Genomic DNA, 14,714 nt, shown 5'->3' on the forward strand with positions numbered 1-14,714 from the left:
ATGTCCGAAAGCATCGAAGTGCTGCAGGCGCAGATCGCGCATCTGCAGCGAAACCAACGGCGACTGACGCTGGGCTGCGCAGCAGCCGGCCTGCTCACCATGGCCGCCTTGATGATGGGTGCAACGTCACAGCGCAGCGCCAGCTTTGATGTCATTGATGCGCAGCGCATCAACATCAAGGAACCTGACGGAACGTTGCGGCTGGCGATCTCCAATCGCACGCTGTTTCCTGGGGTGGTCATTCACAACAAGGAGCAAGCTCATCCGCGCCCGATGGCAGGCATGCTGTTCTTCAACGATGAAGGCACGGAAAACGGCGGGCTGATCTACAACGGTTCGCTCGACAAGAGCGGCAAACCCTCCAGCGGCATGAGCCTGACCTTTGATCGCTATCAGCAGGATCAGCAGATGCAACTGCTGGGCGTGGATGATGCCGGGACACACTACGCAGGGCTGACCTTCAATGACGTTGCCGATGGCCTGTCCCGCCCGTTCTTCTCCGAGCGGGACGAAGCACTTCATCGGAAGGGCATTCCTACGATCACCGAGCGCGTGTTCCTTGGCAAGTCTGATGCGCGCGATGCCATGCTGACCCTGCGCGGTGGTCAAGGAAAGCCGCGGCTTGAGTTGGTGGTCACGCCCTCGGGAGATGCCAAGGTGCGCTTCCTGGACGAGAGCGGCAACGCCACGCGGGAACTCTCCGCTGACAGTCGGTAGCGCGGGTGCCGCACGCTGCCACGCGCAGGTCAGCGACGTGGGACGGCCGCTGCATGACGGAATATTCACAATTTCCGCTCAGCCTATGCCTAAGCTCGCTGCGTCTTGTGTGGAGTGTCGACAATGCGCAGCCGCTATCTGATCAGTGCCCTGCTCGCCCTTGCCGCCACCGGGTCGGCCTGGGCGGCCGCGCCGGTGACCTCGGTGGAGGCGCTGGACATGGGCCGCTATGCCGGCCAGTGGCATGAGATCGCGCACCTGCCGGTGTCGTTCCAGAAGAAATGCGTGGGCGACATCACCGCCACCTACAGCCTGCGTGCCGATGGACGGATCAGCGTGCACAACGCCTGCCGCGAGGCTGACGGGGATCGCGTGGCAGCAGATGGCGTGGCGCGCCCGGTCGAGGGCCATCCCGGCCGCCTGCAGGTACGTTTCGTGCCGGACTGGCTGTCCTGGGTGCCGCTGGTGTGGGCCGATTACTGGGTGATCGCGCTGGACCCCGGCTACCAGTGGGCAGTGGTCGGCGAGCCGGACCGCAAGTACCTGTGGATCCTGTCGCGCTCACCGAGCATGGATACCGCCCTGTTCGAGCAGCTCAAAGCCCGTGCCGAAGCAATGGGCTATGACCTCGCCCCGCTGCGGGTGATGGCGCCGCTGGACTGACCCGGCCCGGCCTCACCCCACGCGCCGGGCCGGCCTGCCCCCACGACTAAAAGCACGTGGCCCCGTCATCCCGGTGCCCTACCCTTGCATCTCGCTGCCGCAGGCAGCGCGAACACCATACGCCGTAGTATGCTCACACCCATGCAACACCCGCCTGAGGATTGCGCCATGTCCCACCGCTTCCGTCCCCGCCTCGCCTTTGCCCTGATCGTCATCGCCTCGCTGGCCCTGACCGCCTGCAACAAGACGGTCAAACGCGTTTCCGAGCCGGCCGCCAGCGTGCAGGAGTTGACGGTGCGTGCCGATGGCAGCTGGACGGTTGCGCTGCGCCTGCAGAACTTCAGCTCCATGCCCATGACCTTCGACAACGTCGCGCTGCAGTTGAAGGTGAGCGATGAGGATGCCGGCCAGCTGCAGCTGAAGCCCGCACTGTCCATTGGCGGGGTCTCGGCCGATGTGGTCAACGTGGACATCAAGCCGAGCTCGGGCGCCCGCCTGGTGATGGCCGATGCACTGGCCGGCAACCGCACCCTGGGCTATTCGCTCAAGGGCACGGTAAGCGCCACCCCGCAGGAAAAGAAGCAACGCACCTTCGAGATTGAAAGCCGCAGCACGCTCAACCAGGCCCCTGGCCTGCCCGGCGTCCTGCGCTGACCGGCGGGCTTTCCGCCACCCTTCGCCACTGATCGAGACTGTCCCCGATGAGCAGCTACACCGCCCCGCTTTCCGATATCCGTTTCGCCCTGCATGACGTGCTCAAGGTCGAGCCGCTGTTCGCGCGCCTTGGCCTGACCGATGCCACCGCCGATGTGGTGGATGCCGTGCTGGAAGAAGCCGGCCGTTTCAGTGCCAGCGTGCTGGCGCCGTTGAACAGCGTGGGCGATGAGATCGGCTGCGTCCTCGACCAGGCGACCGGCGAGGTCACCACCCCGCCGGGCTTCAAGCAGGCCTACGCCCAGTTCGTGGACGGCGGCTGGACCGGTCTGACCGCTGCACCGGAACTGGGTGGCCAAGGCCTGCCGCATACGTTGGGCGTGCCGCTCAATGAAATGATCAATGCCGCCAACCTGGCGTGGGGCAACTTCCCGCTGCTCTCGCACGGTGCGATTGAAGCGCTCAAGCAGCATGGCGAGGCCTGGCAGCAGGACGCCTTCCTCAAGCCGCTGATCGACGGCCGCTGGACCGGCACCATGTGCCTGACCGAACCGCATTGCGGCACCGATCTTGGCCTGCTCAAGACCAAGGCCGAGCCGAACGCGGATGGCAGCTATGCGATCACCGGCACCAAGATCTTCATCACCGCCGGCGAGCACGACCTTACCGACAACATCGTGCACCTGGTGCTGGCCAAGCTGCCCGACGCACCGGCCGGGGCCAAGGGCATTTCGCTGTTCGTCACCCCGAAGTTCAAGGTCGATCGCGAGGGCAAGGTGGGCGAGCGCAATGCGCTGCGCTGCGGCTCGATCGAACACAAGATGGGCATCAAGGGCTCGGTCACCTGCGTGATGAACTTCGACGGCGCCGAAGGCTACCTGGTGGGTCAGCCGCACAAGGGCCTGCAGGCAATGTTCACCATGATGAACACCGCGCGCCTGGGCGTCGGCCTGCAGGGCATCGGCCTGTCCGAGCGGGCCTACCAGAACGCACTGAAGTACGCCCGCGAGCGCCTGCAGTCGCGTTCGCTGAGCGGTGCGAAGAACCCGGAAAAGCCGGCCGACCCGATCCTGGTCCACCCGGATGTGCGGCGCATGCTGCTGACCATCAAATCGCTGGTCGAAGGCAGTCGCCTGCTGGCCCTGCACGCGGCCACCCTGATCGACGTCGCCCACCACGCCGAGGATGCCGGCGAGCGCGAACGCGCGGACACGCTGGTGAGCTTCCTGACCCCGATCTCCAAGGCCTGCCAGACCGAATGGGGTATCGAGAACACCTACAACGCGCTGCAGTGCTTCGGTGGCCACGGCTACATCCGCGAGCACGGCATGGAGCAGCTGGCCCGCGATGCGCGCATCACCACGCTGTATGAAGGCACCACCGGCATCCAGGCGCTGGACCTGATCGGCCGCAAGACCGCCTCCAGCCAGGGCGCGGGGCTGAAGCTGATGCTGGCCGAGATCGAGGCCTTCGCCAAGGCCAATGAAGGCAACGAAGCGCTGGCCGAATTCATTGCCCCGCTGCGCGCCAAGGCCGACGAGTGGGCCAAGCTGACCATGGCGACCCTGCAGCGCGCGGCCACCAACCCCGATGAACTCGGCGCAGCCAGCTTCGATTACCTGTTCTACTCGGGCTATGTGGTGCTGGCCTACTGGTGGGCCCGCAGCGTCGCTGCCGCCGAGGCCTCCGCGCAGAGCGACGCGTTCAAGCAGGCCAAGCGCGAGACGGCCCGCTTCTACTTCGCCCGCGTGCTGCCGCGCACCCTCAGCCACGCCGCCGCGATCCAGTCCGGCGCCGAACCGTTGATGGCGATGACCGACGCGCATTTCGGCGAAGGCTGATCGGCTGCCAGACCACCGACCAACGGTCGGTGGCTACCTGATTGCCGCGCAGGTGCCGACCGCGCGCCGGAATACCGACGCCTGATCGTCGGTAGGTGCCGACCGTTGGTCGGCACCCCGATACACCTTCTGGAGAAAAGCCCCCTTGATGTTCAAGGGGGCGCGCCAACGGCGCGGGGTTAAGGTGGAATGCCTGTCCGAATCGTTACGAATCGGGTAGGGGCGCAAGCCCCTATACCCAATTCGTAACGATTCGGGTATAAGCTGTTTTCCCGATGGAGACAGACACTACACGCTTGGGTCTGATCGATACCGGAGCCTCGTCCGCCCCGGTCGCCGAGGTGTCGCCGATCGTTACGCTGCATCGGCCCGGCTCGGTGAGGTTATTGGCCCTGGACGCCCATGGGCGCGTACTCGACTGGATCAATTGGCAGGACGCCTCCTGCCTCTACGCGCGTGGCGCGGTGGCCTGGACCCTGGGCGACCCCTGCCTGCACATCCACGGCGGCATCTGCCGCACCACCGGCCTGCAAAGCGGCTTGGACCTGCACCCGATCATCGCCGCCCGCGGGCATGCGCGCTCCCGCGCGATCGACCCCACCCCGAATCTGTCCAATCCCGCGCTGTTCGCGCGCGATTCGCACCTGTGCCTGTACTGCGGGCAACAGTTCAACCGCCCGCAACTGACCCGCGACCACGTCATGCCGCTCTCCAAGGGCGGCCTGGACGTGTGGGAGAACGTGGTCAGCGCCTGCTTCCACTGCAACTCGCGCAAGAGCAACCGGACCCCGCAGCAGGCCAGCATGCCGCTGCTCGCCGTGCCCTATCGGCCGAGCTGGATCGAGCACATGATCCTGTCCAACCGCAACATCCTGGCCGATCAGATGGCATTCCTGAAGGCGCAGTTGCCCAAGCGTTCCAAGCTCTGCGCCTGAGCGCGCTGCGACGTTCTGTCGCAGCCTCCGTCACCGTTTACTCACTGAAAAGGCGGTTTGCTTGCCCCACCCTCATTTGGGGGGGAAAATAGGCGCTCAGAAGAAGCGCGATAAACATGATCGATTCCGCCCGCTATCCCCGCCTTGCGCGCATCCAGTCACCGGATGACCTGCGCAGGTTCGAAGAATCCGAACTGCCCGCGATCGCGGATGAACTGCGTGCCTACCTGATTGAGTCGGTCGGCAAGAGCGGCGGCCATTTCGGCGCCGGCCTGGGCGTGATCGAACTGACCGTCGCCCTGCACTACCTGTATCAGACGCCCGTCGATCAGCTGGTGTGGGATGTGGGTCATCAGACCTACCCGCACAAGATCCTGACCGGCCGCCGCGACGAGATCCACACGGTCAAGCAGAAGGACGGCGTCGCGCCGTTCCCCAAGCGCGAGGAAAGCGAGTACGACACCTTCGGTGTCGGCCATTCCTCCACCTCCATCTCGGCGGCGCTGGGCATGGCGATCGCACGCCAGGCCGAAGGCGATGACCGCAAGGTCGTGGCCGTGATCGGCGATGGCGCGATGACCGCCGGCATGGCTTACGAGGCGCTCAACCACGCCGGCGGCATGGAGCAGGAACCGAACCTGCTGGTGATCCTCAACGACAACAACATGTCGATCTCCGAGGCCGTGGGCGGGCTGACCAAGATGCTCGGCCGCGCCACCGGCAGCCGCACGCTCAATGCGCTGCGCGAAGGTGGCAAGAAGATCCTCGGCGACAAGAAGCACAACCCGACCGCGCGCTTCGTCAAGCGCTGGGAAGAGCACTGGAAGGGCATGTTCGTGCCGTCCACGTTCTTCGAGGAAATGGGCTTCCATTACACCGGGCCGATCGACGGCCATGACGTGCCGGCGCTGGTCGCCACGCTGAAGACGCTCAAGAGCCTGAAGGGCCTGAAGCTGCTGCACGTGATGACCACCAAGGGCAAGGGCTACGAGCGCGCCGAGGGTGACCAGATCGGGTATCACGCGGTCGGCCCGTTCGATCCGGACAAGGGCCTGGTCTCCAAGGGCGGGGCCAAGAAGCCGACCTATACCGACGTCTTCAGTGACTGGCTGTGCGATGCCGCCGCGGCGGAGCCGAAGCTGATGGGCATCACCCCGGCGATGCGCGAAGGCTCGGGCCTGGTGCGCTTCAGCAAGGAATACCCGGAGCGCTACTTCGATGTGGCCATCGCCGAGCAGCACGCGGTGACCCTGGCGGCCGGCATGGCCACCCAGGGCGCCAAGCCGGTGGTGGCGATCTACTCGACCTTCCTGCAGCGCGCGTATGACCAGCTGGTGCACGACGTGGCCGTGCAGGAACTGGACGTGCTGTTCGCCATCGACCGCGCCGGCGTGGTCGGCCCGGACGGGGCGACCCATGCCGGCAACCTGGACCTGAGCTTCCTGCGCTGCGTGCCGCACATGGTGGTCATGGCACCGTCCGATGAGGCCGAATGCCGCCAGATGCTGACCACCGGCCTGCGCTACGCCGGCCCCGCTGCGGTGCGCTACCCGCGCGGCAGCGGGACCGGCATCGCCGCCGGTACGGATCTGGCCACGCTGGAGATCGGCAAGGCCGAGCTGCGCCTGCAGGGCAGCCGGATCGCCCTGCTCGCGTTCGGCAGCACCGTGACGGCCGCCGAACAGGTCGGCCGCGAACTGGGCCTGACCGTGGTCAACATGCGTTTCATCAAGCCACTGGACCGGGCCCTGCTGCTGGAACTTGCGCAGCGCCATGAAGGCTTCGTCACCATCGAAGACAACGTGGTTGCCGGCGGTGCCGGCTCCGGCGTGGCCGAGCTGCTCAATGCCGAGAACGTGCTCAAGCCGTTCCTGCACCTGGGCCTGCCGGACAGCTTCCAGCACCATGCCAGCCGCGAAGACCTGCTGGCCGACGCCGGCATCGATGCCGCCGGCATCCGCCAGGCCGTGCTCAAGCGCTGGCCGATGCTGGTCAAGAGCGGCCAGACGCTCAGCGCCGCCGGCTGAACCACGGCGCGCCCCCACTGGGTGAGCGCTCAGGAAAAGCAGCGAGGCCGCGTCCCATCGACGCGGCCTCGTTCGTTTGAGCGCTCAGGGGGCGCTCAAACGCGGTGCACCGGCCATCAGTAGATCTGGAACTGGGCGCGGCAGCCGCCATCCACCCAGACGCCGGTGCGATCCCAGCCCCAGGTCCGCCCTTCGATACAGGCGTTACGCGAAGTCTGGCGGATCAGTCGCGCCTCGCGGCGGACATTGGCCACGCAGCGCTGACGGCGATGGTCGTTGGAATCGCAGGTCAGGATCTGGCCCCGGCCGTTGTTGCCGCCGCCGTTGTGGCCCCAGCCACCCCCACCGCCATTCCAGCGGCCGCCGCGGCCGCCCTCGGCGATGAACTCGGCCCGGCAGCCCTGCGTCACCCACACGCCGTTGCGTGCCTGGCCCCAGGTCTGGCCTTCAACGCAGGGCGAGCCGGAAATCTGCCGCACCAGGCGCGCGCGTCCCGGCAAGGCGCACTGCTGCGTCCGGTTCTTGATCGATTCGCAGCGCACCGGACCGCCGTTGTAACCGTCGTCGTAATAGCGGTCGTAGTTCTGCGCCTGGGCGCCGCCAGCCAGCGCCATCAGCGCCGGCACCACGGCCCAGCGCAATCGTCTGGCGGCCTGGGAAGGGCTCGTGTTCGACATGGGATCCTCGTTGCGTGTTGGGGGAGGCGCACAGGATCGGTGATCGTCCGGCGGCGCGACATAGGCCAGAAGTCGCTGATTTCATCCCCTATTTAGGTACCCGACGCGAGGCTGACTGGACGGACGGCAGGCGGTCACATCCGCACGGACAGCCTTGGATGGCCGGCTCAGCCGTAGCGGACGGCGTCCACGTAGGTCTCCAGCACCTGCACCCGGACGGCGCTGCTGTCGCCGGTCTCGGCATAGTGCTCGCGTGCCAGGGCATCGGCGAAATCGAAGGCGGTGGCCCCGCTTCGGAACGCAATCGGCGCGGATTTGGCTGGATGCACGACGTGCCAGCGGCGTTCGATGTGTTGCAGTTTGATCACCATGCGGATCGTTCCTTTGCGGCATGCCTGGGCGAAAAGCTCACGACGGGAGGGGTCCATCCCTCAGCAGGAACGATAGAGCAGGTTGAAGCCCGTTGTTATCGGATTAGTCTGATTTTGCTCAGCCGTCGGTGCCCAGGAACCGGAACGGTTCGGCCGGCTGGAACCGGGGCAGCGCGTCGCCGGCGAATACATTGCGCTGATCCGGCCCGAGGTCGAGTTTCAACACCGGGGCGCCGCGCGAGAAATCGGCCTTGTTGAGATCCACCCAGAAGGTATTGGGCGTCATCGCCGATTCAAAGAAATACAGCTTGCGCTTGTGGTCGGCCACCGTCCGCCAGCGCGTGGAGGAGATGTTCGGCTCGCCCGGCGTGGTGATTCCGTAGGGCACGGATACATTGCGGATCACACTGAACACGCTGGCCAACGCGACCACGGGATCCTCGCTTTTGGGAATCGCGTTGATGTAGAACTTCGCGCGGGCGAAGCGATCGGCCGAGCGGTTGGTGCCGGGCAGCATCACGGTGCCACCGATCTCCTGCCAGTACGCATTGAGCGCCAGTTGCTGATCGAACACAGGCGAGTTGGTCATCACCTGATAGGCGCGATCGTGATGGATCACCTGCTTGCCGTTGATGTATTCCACGATGGCGCTGTCGCCGCTGGCGTCGGACAGGGACAGGTGCAGCGTGGCCAGCCGGGACTCGCCCGGCACCTTGTCCGTCACGATCGAAAACGGCTCGCGCTCAAGGGCGGCGACGGCCTCGGCAACGCTGGCGAAGTTGTCGAGCACGTATTGCGCCCACAACGAGATCGCCAATCCCGGTTTGCTGCCCCGTTGCTGCGGGTACTGCGATTCTGCCAGCCACAACAGATTGGCTGACAACCCTGCTTCGTTGAGTCCATCGGTGGTGGAGATGTCATACCCGGTGGCGACCACGCTGCCGTAGCGCGAGGTCCAGCGGATCGAGCGAGGGCCGGCCTGGCCATCACGGTCGATGCCTTTGGGCAGCACCCACAGGTTGGTGGCCACATCGCTCTTCCAATCCATCGAGCGGGCCGTGATCACATCCTGGTTGTCGCCCAGGTACACCACGCGGGTGCAGGCATCGGCCTGGGCCGAGACACAGGTGAGCGCCGCAGCGAGTGCGATGTGACGCATCGAAAACAGTGTTTTCATGAGGTGCCTCCTGGCAGTGGTGCTGACAACCTCGCGTCAAACCTGATACCGGCGACGTCCATCCAGGCAGGTCGCACGCATCCTGCTTCAACGCATCATCGCGTTCCGCAGTGCTCGTCACAGACTGCAACGCAGCATCGGCAGAATCGCCCAGCGTCATATCAGCCCACGCGCGGTGATGGAGGAGTGAACCCTGCATCCTGCACGTGGCATCGACAGACCCGGCGCGAGACTGCCCGCGACCTCAAGCGCCTACGGAGCCTGCATGTCCATTCGAGCCGCCCTGCTTGCCCTGCTCGCCGCCCTCACCGCCTGCGCCCATCCTGCGCCGTCACCCTCCTCGACCACTGCAGGCGTACCCGGCGCGGACCGCGATGCGCATGGGTGCATCGGCTCGGCAGGCTACCGTTGGTGCCAACGCACCCAGCAGTGCGAACGCCCATGGGAGCTGGCCAAGGCCAAGGGGCTGGAGAACACAGCCGAGATCATCACCGCCTACTGCGCTGCGCCGCCGGCCGGGCCGGCGAAACGCTGATCCCACGCGGGATCAACCGTCCTTGTTCTTGCCGCCGAAATCGAGCGGCTTGCTGTCGCCGCCGCGATCGTCATTGAACCGGATGTTCAACTCATTGCAGCGGCTTTCGCGGCGGGCGACCTGCGTCGGCAGGTCCTTCACCTGCGGCGAATCCTCGCACTGCGGGCGCGAGGCGACATCGTCATAGGTGGCGCAAGCGGACAGGCCGGACAGGGCCAAGCCGGATACCACGATCACACCGAACAGCGAACGTCTGCGCATCGAACCGGCACCAGAAAGGGGGACGGGTCCGTTGTCCCACGATGCCCCGGCCCGATCACCTGCCATTGGTCATGCCGGGGACACCCCCGGGAACGGCCGCGGGTCCACCGGCAACACCACCAGGAACCGCGCGCCGCCGCCCGGGGCGCTGTCCACCGCGATGGTGCCGGCATGGCGCAGTACGATTTCGCGCGCCAGGTGCAGGCCCAACCCACTGCCACTGCCGCTGGGCCGCAACCGGTGGAACGGCTCGAACACGGACAGCCGTTCGGCCTCCGGCACGCCCGGGCCTTCATCACTGACCGACAGGCCCCCATCGTCATGCAGCGCCACGGCGATCATGCCGCGGCCGCCACCGTGGGCGATGGCGTTCTGCAGCAGGCTGGCGATGACCCGGTGCAGCGCATGCGGATCCCCGCGGACCCAGATCGGCTGATCCGGAGCATCCACCGAAAAGCCGTAGCCGGCATCCACCACCAGTGGCGCGACATCGGCGGCCACGTCGCGGGTCAACGCGGAAAGATCGATACGCTGGGACTGGCTGCCGTGCCGGTCCAGCCGCTGCAGATCCAGCAGCTGCTCGGCGATGTTGCTCAGCCGGCTCAGGTCCAGCTGCAGGCGCGAACGCGCATCACCGGGCGGCAGATCGGCCAGGCGGGTGGCGAGGATCGCGATCGGCATGCGCAGTTCATGCGCTGCACCGGCGAGGAAGCGATCCTGCGCATCGTAGCTTTCGCCGATGCGGCGCACGGCCGCGTTGAAGGCGTCCACCAGCGGATAGATCTCCAGCGGCACCGCACGCGTATCCAGGCCGCTGCCGCGCTCGTTGACCTGGATCGCTGCGGCCTGCGCCGCCACGCGGTTGACCCCGCGCAGCGCGCGATGGATCACCCATGGCGCCACCACCAGCGTGATCACCAGCACCGGCAACGCGATCCAGCCGCCCAGATAGCGGAAGATCAACAGCAGCTGCCGCACGATGCTGCGTTCGGGAATGCCGCCTACCGCCACGTGCAACCGCCCTTCCGGCCGAACAACGACCACCACGCGCACGGCAAGCGCATCGGCATTGATGCGGGTACGGATGTCGGTCTGCTCGATCTGATCCAGCCGTGCCACCAACTGACGGTACTGCACGGGAACATCGCCATGTACCAGGCGTCGGCCACGCTCATCGGCCGCGGCGAACCAGAACGTCGCCGGCGGCCGTGGCACGGCCAGCGCTACCTTCGGCAGATCCGCCTCCAGTCCCTGGGCACCGAAGGTGATGGCCGATGCGATCTGGTCGCTGGTCTTCCAGTCGATATAGGCCGAACGGCGGTCGCCGTAGGTCAACACCATCGCACTCAAGGCCAGGGCGATCGTGGCCGCCTGGATCAGGCAGACCTTCCACACCAGGTTGAACGCCAGGGAATCGGGTTTGAGCAATCTCACGGCGTGTCCTTGAGCAGATATCCGATGCCGCGCATGACGTGGATCTCCACGCCCGCGTCGGCTTCCAGCAGCGCTTTGCGCAGCTTGGAGACGTGCGCATCCAGCGCATTGGATTGGATCGCATCGTCAAAGCCGTACACGGCTTCCAGCAACGAGGCGCGGCCCACCGTGCGCCCTTGCCGCAGTGCCAGTGCCTCGAGCACCAGCAGCTGCCGCCGCGGCAGCGCCAGCAGCACCTCGGACACGCGGGCTTCGCGCGCCACGAAATCGAACTGCAGCCGGCCCAGCGACAACACCGGCAGGGTGATCTGCGAGGGCCGCCGCGAGATCGCGCGGATGCGCGCGAGCAGCTCTTCGACCGCGAACGGCTTGGTCAGGTAATCATCCGCACCCACGTCCAGGCCGGTGACCCGATCGGCCACCGAATCGCGCGCGGTCAACATGATCACCGGCAGGTTGGGCACGCGCTCACGCGCGATCCGGACGAAGCTGGCACCGTCGCCGTCGGGCAGCTGCCGGTCCAGCAGCAGGATCTGATGGACGCCGGCCTTGAGGGCTTCATCGGCCTGCGCCATCGTGCCGACCACGTCGATCACCATGCCGTGGCGCGCCAGGCTGACCTGGATCGCGCTGGCCATTTCCGGGTCATCTTCCAGGAGAAGAAGGCGCATGGGGCGGTGCCTTGCGGGGTACGAAGGAGGCGATGGTACCGCGCAGCCGGACGTAACGTTCCGACAATGTAGGGCGCCCACCATGACACTCCGGTTGTTCCCCCTCGGCAGGTCCATGCACGTCCGTTTCCGTTCTCCGCGCCCTTCCCTTCCGCTGTTTGGCCTGGCCCTGGCCAGTGCGTTCACCGCCGCCACTGCGCAGGCGGCTGATGCCCCCGAGGGCGCCAGGAAAAGCAGCATCGGCATCGCCGTCGTCGCACTCAAGGCCCCCTACGCCGGCTATGACACCGATCGTCTGGCCGCCCCGATCGTCAGCTGGGAAGGCCGTTCGTTCTTCTTCCGCGGTGGCAGCGTGGGCTATCGCCTGCACCAGACCGCGCAGTCCGAGCTTGCCCTGACCGCCTCACCATACGTGATGCGCTTCAAGCGCCGCGACAGCCACGACCCGCAGCTGCGCCAGCTCGACAACCGCAGCCTGTCCGGCATGCTGGGCGTCTCCTGGCGGCACCAGGCCGAATGGGGCGTGCTGCAGGCCAATGCGCAGGCGGAAGTCACCGGACATGGCGGCGGCTTTTCGGCCGATGCCCGGTACGCGTACCCGATCCCGGCCGGCCGCGTGACCTTCATGCCTGCGCTGGGCGTGACCTACACCAGCGCCGATCTCAACGACTATTACTTCGGCGTCAGTGAACGCGAAGCGGCACGCAGCGGCCTGGCGCACTACTCGGCCGGCAGCGGTGTGTCGCCCTACATGGACATCGCCGCCGTGATGCCGCTGGGGCCGCGCTGGACCGCGACTGCGTCGATCCGCCGCACCTCGCTGGCCGATGCCGTGCGCGACAGCCCGATGACCCGTGGCGACCACATGGATACCGCCGCACTCTCCCTCAGTTACGGATTCTGATCATGCGTCAGGGAATCGTACGTCGTGTCGCGGATCTGGCCTTGCAGATCGAACCGGACCGCGCCGCCGTTCTTGAATGGATTCTGCATTCCCCACTGCCCGCGCTCGACGGGCAGACCACGTTCGAACTGGCCTGCGAGGGCCAGGGTGAACGCGTCGTCGCGCTGCTGGACACCCTGCTGCGGCAGGGTGATCCGATCCTGCCGCGCGGCTGATTCCTCGTTTTCCCCCCACCGGTGTCCTGGAGGCGCGAATGAACAACGCAACCGATACCCCGCTGCTGCAAGCAGCCAACGATGACCTCGCCGCGCACGCGATCGTGGCCAATCTCCACCGCGCGATCCAGCACCGCATGGACCGCGACAGCCAGGCCCACGGCCGTTTCTCACGGGCTTACATCGCCGAGCTGTTCGACATCGGGCGCACCATCAGTCCGGCATGTCGGCCGCACCAGGTCGACAGTGAATGGATCACCGCCCGACGTTCCTGGCTGGATACGGTGCTGGGCGAGCATCCGTTGGACCGTCGCGATGCGCAACTGACCGCTGCACGGCACGCCGCCGATGGGTTCCTGCTCCGCGCCTGCGTGCTCGGCTGTGACGCCACACCGGAGGCCGCGACCGAGCGCGTACGCGATGCCCTCATTGCCATGACCCGGCCGCCGCACTGAGTGAGGGAACGCCGCCGCTACGTGCACATGACCGCCGGAATCACCGTGCTACATTCCGGCCAAGGGGCAGGCTGACTGCTTCTTGATGCCGGTATCGGCCGGCCCGGAGCGTGCCCATGCGGTGTTCGGCCCTGCTGCTGTCCCTGCTGTTCTGCGGTGCGGCGCATGCCCAACAGGACGCGCCGCCGGACCTCGCCTTCGACCGCCCCGGCATCGGCTTCGCCGCCTCGACACTGCCCCGCGGTAGCGTCGCGCTGGAGGCGGGACTGCCCAGCTTCAGCCGCGACCGCGACAGCGCGGGCGTGCTGAGCACGCAGTACAGTGCCGACATCACGCTCCGGATCGGCTTGGTCGAGCATCTCGAACTGCAGGCCTTCACCTCGCCCTGGAACCACCTGCGGGTGGCGCCGCGCGATGCACCGGCCGAGCGCAGCAGCGGTGCGGGTGACCTGGGCGTCGGACTGAAGTTCGCCCTGCCCTTGTCCTCGGAAAAGCACGCCGTGGCGCTGCTGGCCAGCACCACGTTCGCTACCGGCTCGCGCGACTTCAGCGAGGGCGCCACGCAGTACGCGCTGGGTGCGAGCTATGAGTACAGCTTCAATGATCGCTGGACCGGGGCCCTGTACGCCAATGTGGCCCGCGGTGGCAGCGAGGACAGCGTCACCTGGGCGCCGAGCCTGAGCTTCGCTGCCACCGATACCGTCAGCACCTATCTGGAAGCCGGCTTCACCGACACCCACGGCGAGCCCTCGACCGGGATGGCCGGCGCAGGCGTCACCTGGATGGTGACCCCGACGGTGCAGCTGGATGCCTCATTCGATGTGGGGCTGGATGACGACAGCCCGGACACACAGGCCGGGATGGGGGTATCGCTGTATTTCGAGTGAGCCTTGCGAGGCTCGTGCAGCCTCACCAACGAAAAGGCCTGCGCGAAACCGCGCAGGCCTTTGTCTGGGACTGCAGTGTCTTTACGCGGCCGGTCAGGTCACTTTCTTGGCGATGGTCATGCCCAGCACGAACAGCACCACAGCGATGATGATGCCCGCCCAGAACAGGAACTTGGCGATGCCGATCGCGGCGCCACCGATGCCCGCGAAACCGAGGGCGCCGGCAATCAGGCCGATGACAGCAAAAATGATGGCCCACTTGATCATGATGATCCTTTCCCCGAATCGGG

Annotated in this window: 18 protein-coding genes; 11 read left to right on the plus strand and 7 right to left on the minus strand. The window is 66.4% G+C overall.

The window, feature by feature from the left end; translation table 11 throughout:
• The 6 genes from ABE546_RS11790 to dxs all read left to right on the plus strand — a co-directional run bounded on the left by ABE546_RS11790 (position 1) and on the right by dxs (position 6,837).
• Positions 1-717: a hypothetical protein gene (locus ABE546_RS11790; protein ID WP_346463792.1), complete on the plus strand. Its 717-nt coding sequence runs from the start codon at positions 1-3 to the stop codon at positions 715-717.
• Positions 718-840: 123 nt separating this feature from the next.
• Positions 841-1,380, plus strand: a complete 540-nt coding sequence (locus ABE546_RS11795; RefSeq protein ID WP_313208997.1) for a lipocalin family protein — start codon at positions 841-843, stop codon at positions 1,378-1,380.
• Between the two features lie 168 nt (positions 1,381-1,548).
• The gene (locus tag ABE546_RS11800) at positions 1,549-2,034 is read left to right on the plus strand and encodes an LEA type 2 family protein (RefSeq protein ID WP_123730685.1); all 486 of its coding nucleotides are present in this window, start codon (positions 1,549-1,551) and stop codon (positions 2,032-2,034) included.
• 47 nt (positions 2,035-2,081) lie between these two features.
• Positions 2,082-3,875, plus strand: coding sequence for an acyl-CoA dehydrogenase C-terminal domain-containing protein (locus tag ABE546_RS11805; protein WP_123730684.1), 1,794 nt, complete (start codon positions 2,082-2,084; stop codon positions 3,873-3,875).
• A gap of 275 nt (positions 3,876-4,150) precedes the next feature.
• Positions 4,151-4,810: an HNH endonuclease gene (locus tag ABE546_RS11810; protein ID WP_088432555.1), complete on the plus strand. Its 660-nt coding sequence runs from the start codon at positions 4,151-4,153 to the stop codon at positions 4,808-4,810.
• A 116-nt stretch (positions 4,811-4,926) separates the two neighbouring features.
• Positions 4,927-6,837 (plus strand): 1-deoxy-D-xylulose-5-phosphate synthase, encoded by a 1,911-nt coding sequence (gene dxs, locus ABE546_RS11815; protein ID WP_346463794.1) that lies wholly within the window; start codon positions 4,927-4,929, stop codon positions 6,835-6,837.
• Between the two features lie 116 nt (positions 6,838-6,953).
• Here the strand turns inward: dxs and ABE546_RS11820 are convergent, their stop codons facing one another.
• The 3 genes from ABE546_RS11820 to ABE546_RS11830 form a co-directional block, all read right to left on the minus strand.
• Positions 6,954-7,583, minus strand: coding sequence for a DUF3011 domain-containing protein (locus ABE546_RS11820; protein ID WP_313209017.1), 630 nt, complete (start codon positions 7,581-7,583; stop codon positions 6,954-6,956).
• Positions 7,584-7,681: 98 nt separating this feature from the next.
• Positions 7,682-7,885 (minus strand): hypothetical protein, encoded by a 204-nt coding sequence (locus tag ABE546_RS11825; RefSeq protein ID WP_313208993.1) that lies wholly within the window; start codon positions 7,883-7,885, stop codon positions 7,682-7,684.
• A gap of 118 nt (positions 7,886-8,003) precedes the next feature.
• Positions 8,004-9,044 (minus strand): linear amide C-N hydrolase, encoded by a 1,041-nt coding sequence (locus ABE546_RS11830; RefSeq protein ID WP_346463843.1) that lies wholly within the window; start codon positions 9,042-9,044, stop codon positions 8,004-8,006.
• A gap of 283 nt (positions 9,045-9,327) precedes the next feature.
• On the opposite strand from ABE546_RS11830, the gene ABE546_RS11835 reads away from it, so the two are divergent.
• Positions 9,328-9,597, plus strand: a complete 270-nt coding sequence (locus ABE546_RS11835) for a peptidase (protein WP_346463796.1) — start codon at positions 9,328-9,330, stop codon at positions 9,595-9,597.
• Positions 9,598-9,609: 12 nt separating this feature from the next.
• On the opposite strand, the gene ABE546_RS11840 is transcribed toward ABE546_RS11835, so the two are convergent.
• The 3 genes from ABE546_RS11840 to ABE546_RS11850 all read right to left on the minus strand — a co-directional run bounded on the left by ABE546_RS11840 (position 9,610) and on the right by ABE546_RS11850 (position 11,963).
• Positions 9,610-9,858 carry a hypothetical protein gene (locus ABE546_RS11840; protein WP_313208992.1) on the minus strand — a complete coding sequence of 83 codons (249 nt, stop codon included), beginning with the start codon at positions 9,856-9,858 and terminating at the stop codon, positions 9,610-9,612.
• A 69-nt stretch (positions 9,859-9,927) separates the two neighbouring features.
• The gene (locus tag ABE546_RS11845; protein ID WP_346463798.1) at positions 9,928-11,292 is read right to left on the minus strand and encodes a HAMP domain-containing sensor histidine kinase; all 1,365 of its coding nucleotides are present in this window, start codon (positions 11,290-11,292) and stop codon (positions 9,928-9,930) included.
• The gene (locus ABE546_RS11850) at positions 11,289-11,963 is read right to left on the minus strand and encodes a response regulator transcription factor (RefSeq protein ID WP_313208990.1); all 675 of its coding nucleotides are present in this window, start codon (positions 11,961-11,963) and stop codon (positions 11,289-11,291) included. The genes ABE546_RS11845 and ABE546_RS11850 overlap by 4 nt, the downstream gene beginning before the upstream one ends.
• Before the next feature lie 115 nt (positions 11,964-12,078).
• On the opposite strand from ABE546_RS11850, the gene ABE546_RS11855 reads away from it, so the two are divergent.
• From ABE546_RS11855 to ABE546_RS11870, 4 genes are all read left to right on the plus strand, one after another.
• Entirely contained in the window at positions 12,079-12,867 is a 789-nt protein-coding gene (locus tag ABE546_RS11855; protein ID WP_313218940.1) for a MipA/OmpV family protein, read from the plus strand.
• Between the two features lie 2 nt (positions 12,868-12,869).
• Positions 12,870-13,082, plus strand: coding sequence for a hypothetical protein (locus ABE546_RS11860; RefSeq protein ID WP_313208988.1), 213 nt, complete (start codon positions 12,870-12,872; stop codon positions 13,080-13,082).
• A gap of 38 nt (positions 13,083-13,120) precedes the next feature.
• Positions 13,121-13,537: a hypothetical protein gene (locus ABE546_RS11865; protein ID WP_313208987.1), complete on the plus strand. Its 417-nt coding sequence runs from the start codon at positions 13,121-13,123 to the stop codon at positions 13,535-13,537.
• Positions 13,538-13,653: 116 nt separating this feature from the next.
• Positions 13,654-14,424: a transporter gene (locus ABE546_RS11870; protein ID WP_313218942.1), complete on the plus strand. Its 771-nt coding sequence runs from the start codon at positions 13,654-13,656 to the stop codon at positions 14,422-14,424.
• A 93-nt stretch (positions 14,425-14,517) separates the two neighbouring features.
• On the opposite strand, the gene ABE546_RS11875 is transcribed toward ABE546_RS11870, so the two are convergent.
• On the minus strand, positions 14,518-14,691 hold the full coding sequence (locus tag ABE546_RS11875) for a DUF1328 family protein (RefSeq protein ID WP_019182774.1): 174 nt from the start codon (positions 14,689-14,691) through the stop codon (positions 14,518-14,520).
• Positions 14,692-14,714: the final 23 nt, after the last annotated feature.

The sequence above is a fragment of the Stenotrophomonas sp. TWI377 genome, from assembly GCF_039674525.1.
Lineage (GTDB): Bacteria > Pseudomonadota > Gammaproteobacteria > Xanthomonadales > Xanthomonadaceae > Stenotrophomonas.